This is a genomic window from Roseateles sp. P5_E11 (genome assembly GCF_054049355.1).
Genome location: NZ_JBFUMO010000517.1, coordinates 1 through 4193, shown reverse-complemented (window position 1 = coordinate 4193; position 4193 = coordinate 1). Strand labels below are relative to the sequence as shown.

General features: G+C 64.8%; 6 protein-coding genes. All 6 read left to right on the top strand.

Annotated elements, in window-relative coordinates:
- On the top strand, positions 1–812 hold an 812-nt coding region (locus ACXJKR_RS26010; RefSeq protein ID WP_457325266.1), incomplete at its 5' end, for an NAD(P)/FAD-dependent oxidoreductase.
- A gap of 165 nt (positions 813–977) precedes the next feature.
- Positions 978–1190 carry a 30S ribosomal protein S21 gene (gene rpsU / locus ACXJKR_RS26005; protein ID WP_056196873.1) on the top strand — a complete coding sequence of 71 codons (213 nt, stop codon included), beginning with the start codon at positions 978–980 and terminating at the stop codon, positions 1188–1190.
- A gap of 106 nt (positions 1191–1296) precedes the next feature.
- The gene (locus ACXJKR_RS26000; protein WP_457325265.1) at positions 1297–1743 is read left to right on the top strand and encodes a GatB/YqeY domain-containing protein; all 447 of its coding nucleotides are present in this window, start codon (positions 1297–1299) and stop codon (positions 1741–1743) included.
- 9 nt (positions 1744–1752) lie between these two features.
- Positions 1753–2097, top strand: a complete 345-nt coding sequence (locus ACXJKR_RS25995; RefSeq protein ID WP_457325264.1) for a TIGR01244 family sulfur transferase — start codon at positions 1753–1755, stop codon at positions 2095–2097.
- Between the two features lie 99 nt (positions 2098–2196).
- On the top strand, positions 2197–2805 hold the full coding sequence (locus ACXJKR_RS25990; RefSeq protein WP_457325263.1) for a TRAP transporter small permease subunit: 609 nt from the start codon (positions 2197–2199) through the stop codon (positions 2803–2805).
- Positions 2805–4193, top strand: a 1389-nt coding sequence (locus ACXJKR_RS25985) for a TRAP transporter large permease (RefSeq protein ID WP_457325267.1), incomplete at its 3' end; no start/stop codon positions are given. The genes ACXJKR_RS25990 and ACXJKR_RS25985, both read left to right, overlap by 1 nt.

The following is a 4193-nucleotide window of genomic DNA, read 5'->3' as shown; positions in this document are numbered from 1 at the left end:
GGCTGCCCGAAGGTGGCTTCGAGTTGGACACCAGCCAGGGTCCGGTGCTGGCGCCGCGCGTCGTCGTCGCGACCGGCGGGCTGCCTGTGCCCAAGATCGGCGCCAGCGACTGGGGCCTGCGACTGGCCAAGCGCTTCGAGCACGCYATCGTGGAGCCGCGCCCGGCGCTGGTGCCTCTGACCTTCGATGCGGACGCCTGGGCACCCTTCGCCGCCCTGGCCGGGTTGTCGTTGCCAGTGGAAGTCAGCGTTGGCAGTGGCAAAGCGCGCATGCGGTTCCTTGAAGACCTGCTGTTCACACATCGTGGTCTCAGCGGCCCGGCCATCCTGCAGATCTCAAGCTACCGCGCCGATGATCAGGCGCTGCAGCTCAATCTGGCGCCCGACCTCCAACTGGAGAAGGAACTTGTCCAGGCCAAGGCCACCTCACGCCGCCAACTCGGCAACGAATTTGCGTCCCGCCTGCCGCAGCGCCTGGCGGCCGTCTGGCTGGAGCGCGCAAACCTGGACGCCACCAAACCGCTGCCCGACTGCCGCGACGCCGACCTGCAGCGCCTGGGCCGCAGCGTGMACGATTGGCAGTTGATGCCCAGCGGCGACGAGGGTTGGCGCAAGGCCGAAGTCATGCGCGGTGGCGTCAGCACCAAGGAACTGAGTTCGCAAACGCTCGAGAGCAAGCGCGTCCCGGGCCTGTATTTCATCGGTGAAGTCGTGGACGTGACCGGCTGGCTGGGCGGCTACAACTTTCAATGGGCGTGGGCCAGTGCGGCTGCCTGCGCCCGGGCCATGGCGGACACCGCCACAACAGCTTGAGCGAATCTTGGCAAGTCGTTGATTTTCTGGCTACAATCCCTGGCTTTGCTGGCAAACCTGCGCGTCGATTCGCTGCACTTCTCGAAGAAGACTCAAGAGAAGCAGTAATCCGGAACCTGCTGCTGATCCCAGCCGCGAACACCGAGCGCAATCTGAAGGAAATAAATGACCACCATCCGCGTCAAGGAAAACGAGCCGTTCGACGTCGCCCTGCGTCGCTTCAAGCGCACCATCGAAAAGCTGGGTCTGCTGACCGAACTTCGCGCCCGCGAGTTCTACGAGAAGCCCACCGCCGAGCGCAAGCGCAAGAAGGCAGCCGCCGTCAAGCGCCATTACAAGCGTGTGCGCAGCATGCAGCTGCCCAAGAAGCTGTTCTGATCGGCTGACGCGACCCGGAGCCTGTTTCCATAACAGCTCCGGTTGACACCAAAACCCGCCACAGGACGCTGTCGCGGGTTTTTGTTTTTTTCATACCCTCTACGCCATGAGCCTCAAAGACCGCATCACCGAAGACATGAAGGCCGCGATGCGCGCCAAGGAAGCCGATCGTCTGTTGACCATCCGTGGCCTGCTGGCCGCCGTGAAGCAGAAGGAAGTGGACGAGCGCGTCGTTGTGGACGACACGGCCCTGGTGGCCATCGTCGACAAGCTGATCAAGCAGCGCAAGGACTCGATCAGTCAGTTCGCCGCCGCCGGCCGCGACGACCTCGTTGCCAAGGAAACCGCCGAGCTGGCGGTGCTGCAGGCTTATCTGCCTGAGCGCCTGTCGGCCGAGGCTGTGGCTGAGAAGGTCGGAGCCATCGTGGCTGAGCTGGGCGCGAGCGGCCCGGGCGACATGGGCAAGGTCATGGCGGCTGCCAAGGCCGCACTCGCCGGCGTGGCAGAGATGAGTGCAGTGTCGGCCGCGGTCAAGGCCGCGTTGGCCAAGTAGGGAGTCGCCATGAGCCTGCCGATGCAAGCCATCGCCCCCGACATCTGCGCCGCCCCTCAGCTGACGCCCGAAGCCATGGCCGAAGCGGCGGCGATGGGCTTCAAGAGCGTCGTCAACAACCGGCCCGATTTCGAGCACGGCCCCGACCAGCCGACGTCAGCCGCCATCCAGGCGGCTGCCGAGGCTGCTGGCCTGGAATACCGCCATCTGCCGGTGGCCGGCGGCTATCAGTCGCCCGAGGAGATTGCGGCCTTCGCCGATCTGCTGGCCGAACTACCGCGGCCGCTGCTGGTCTTCTGCCGCTCCGGTGCCCGATCGACTCGCCTGTTCATGCAGGCCCAGCAACTGGGCTGAACCCCCTCGGGGCTTACCCTGAACGACGGCTGAATGAAGCCGACGCCCCCCAAGCGGTCGCTACATTGGCGGCCGCTTCGCTTTTCTCCTGCCCAGCCCATGAACGCCCTGCTCTCCCTTGCGCGGYGCATCGACAGCCTGAACGACCGCTTCGGCAAGATTGCCGCCTGGGCCGTGCTGCTGTCCTGCTTCATCAGCGCCGCCAACGCCGTCGTCCGCTACGGGCTGGACTACARCTCCAACTCCTTCCTCGAGATCCAGTGGTATCTGTTCGCCACCTGCGTCATGCTGGGCGCGGCTCAGGTGCTCCGACTCAACGAGCATGTGCGTGTGGACCTGGTCTACAGCCGGCTGACCGGCCACGGCAAGGTCTATGTCGACCTGTTCGGCCTCGTCGTCTTCCTGATGCCGGTCATCTGCTACATGGCCTGGCTGTCCTGGGGCCTGTTCGTCGTCAAGCTCAGCACCGGCATGAGCGCCAGTGACTCGGTCGCCAGCCTCGGCCTCATGGGCTATGTCACCAAGCTGCTGACCTCGGGCGAGGTGTCGAGCAATGCCGGCGGCCTGATCCGCTGGCCGGCCGTGCTGGTGCTGCCCCTGGGCTTCGCGCTCGTTGCGCTGCAGGGCGTGGCCGAAATCATCAAGCGCGTGGCCTGGCTCGCGCACAAGTTCGACATGGACATCCACTACGAGAGGCCCCTGCAATGATCTCGATGGAGAGCTTCCCGCCGCTGATGTTCGCGGGGCTGATCGTGATCATGCTGATCGGCTTCCCCGTCGCGTTCTCGCTGGCAGCACTCGGCCTGGCCTGCGGTTTCTTCGCGGTGAGCCAGGGCTGGTTCCCGCCGGAGTTCATGAGCGCGCTGCCGCAGAACGTCTTCGGCATCCTGTCCAACGACCTGCTGCTGGCCATTCCCTTCTTCACGCTGATGGGCTCGCTGCTGGAAAAATGCGGCCTCGCGGAGGACATGCTCGACTCCATGGGCCAGCTGTTCGGCCCGGTGCGCGGCGGCCTGGGCTATTCGGTCATCATCGTCGGCTTCATCCTGGGCGCCATCACCGGCACCGTCGCGGGCCAGGTCATCGCGATGGCGATGATCTCGCTGCCGGTCATGATGCGCTACGGCTACAACATGCGCTACGCGACCGGCGTGCTGGCCGCGTCGGGCACGATCACGCAGCTGGTGCCGCCGTCGCTGGTACTGGTCGTGCTGGCGGACCAACTCGGCCGCTCCGTGGGCGACATGTACAAGGGCGCCTGGGGCCCGTCCATCCTGCAGGTGCTGATCTTTGCGCTCTACACCTTCGTGCTGAGCCGTGTGAAGCCGGACCACGTACCCGGTGTTCCCAAGGAAGCGCGCACGCTGCAAGGCTGGGCACTGTGGAAGAAGTGTTTGCGCGGCATCGTGCCGTCGGCCGTGCTGATCTTTGCCGTGCTCGGCTCCATGGGCGGCCTGCCCGGCATCAACACGGCCATCTGCACGCCGACCGAGGCCGGTGCGATGGGTGCGGTCGGCGCCTTCATCCTGGCCGGCCTGCACAAGCGCCTGAACTGGCCGCTGATCAAGGACACCATGCTCGGCACCATGCGCATCACGGCCATGGTGGTCTTCATCCTGATCGGCTCGCGCACCTTCTCGCTGGTGTTCCAGGGCGTCGAAGGCGGGCGCTGGATCGAGCACATGTTGAGCGACCTGCCGGGCGGCCAGATCGGCTTCCTGATCGTCGTCAACCTGTTCATCTTCTTCCTGGCCTTCTTCCTCGACTTCTTCGAGATCGCCTTCATCATCCTGCCGCTGCTCGGGCCGGTGGCCGAGAAGATGGGCATCGACCTCGTCTGGTTCGGCGTCATGCTGTGCGTGAACATGCAGACCAGCTTCATGCACCCGCCGTTCGGCTTTGCGCTGTTCTATCTGCGCGGCATCTCGGACACGCTGTTCAAGAACGGCTCGATCCCGAAGAAGGTGCTGTCCAGCGACATCTACATGGGCTCCATCCCCTGGGTGTTCATGCAGCTCATCCTCGTCGCCATCGTCATCTTCTTCCCGCAGACCGTGACCGTCTTTCTCGACAAGGAGAAGGCAGTGGACCTGAAC

Excerpts from the sequence above, each read along its gene's own strand:
- rpsU (WP_056196873.1), top strand. The coding sequence starts at position 978 with ATGACCACCATCCGCGTCAAGGAAAACGAGCCGTTCGACGTCGCCCTG.
- ACXJKR_RS26000 (WP_457325265.1), top strand. The coding sequence starts at position 1,297 with ATGAGCCTCAAAGACCGCATCACCGAAGACATGAAGGCCGCGATGCGC.
- ACXJKR_RS25995 (WP_457325264.1), top strand. The coding sequence starts at position 1,753 with ATGAGCCTGCCGATGCAAGCCATCGCCCCCGACATCTGCGCCGCCCCT.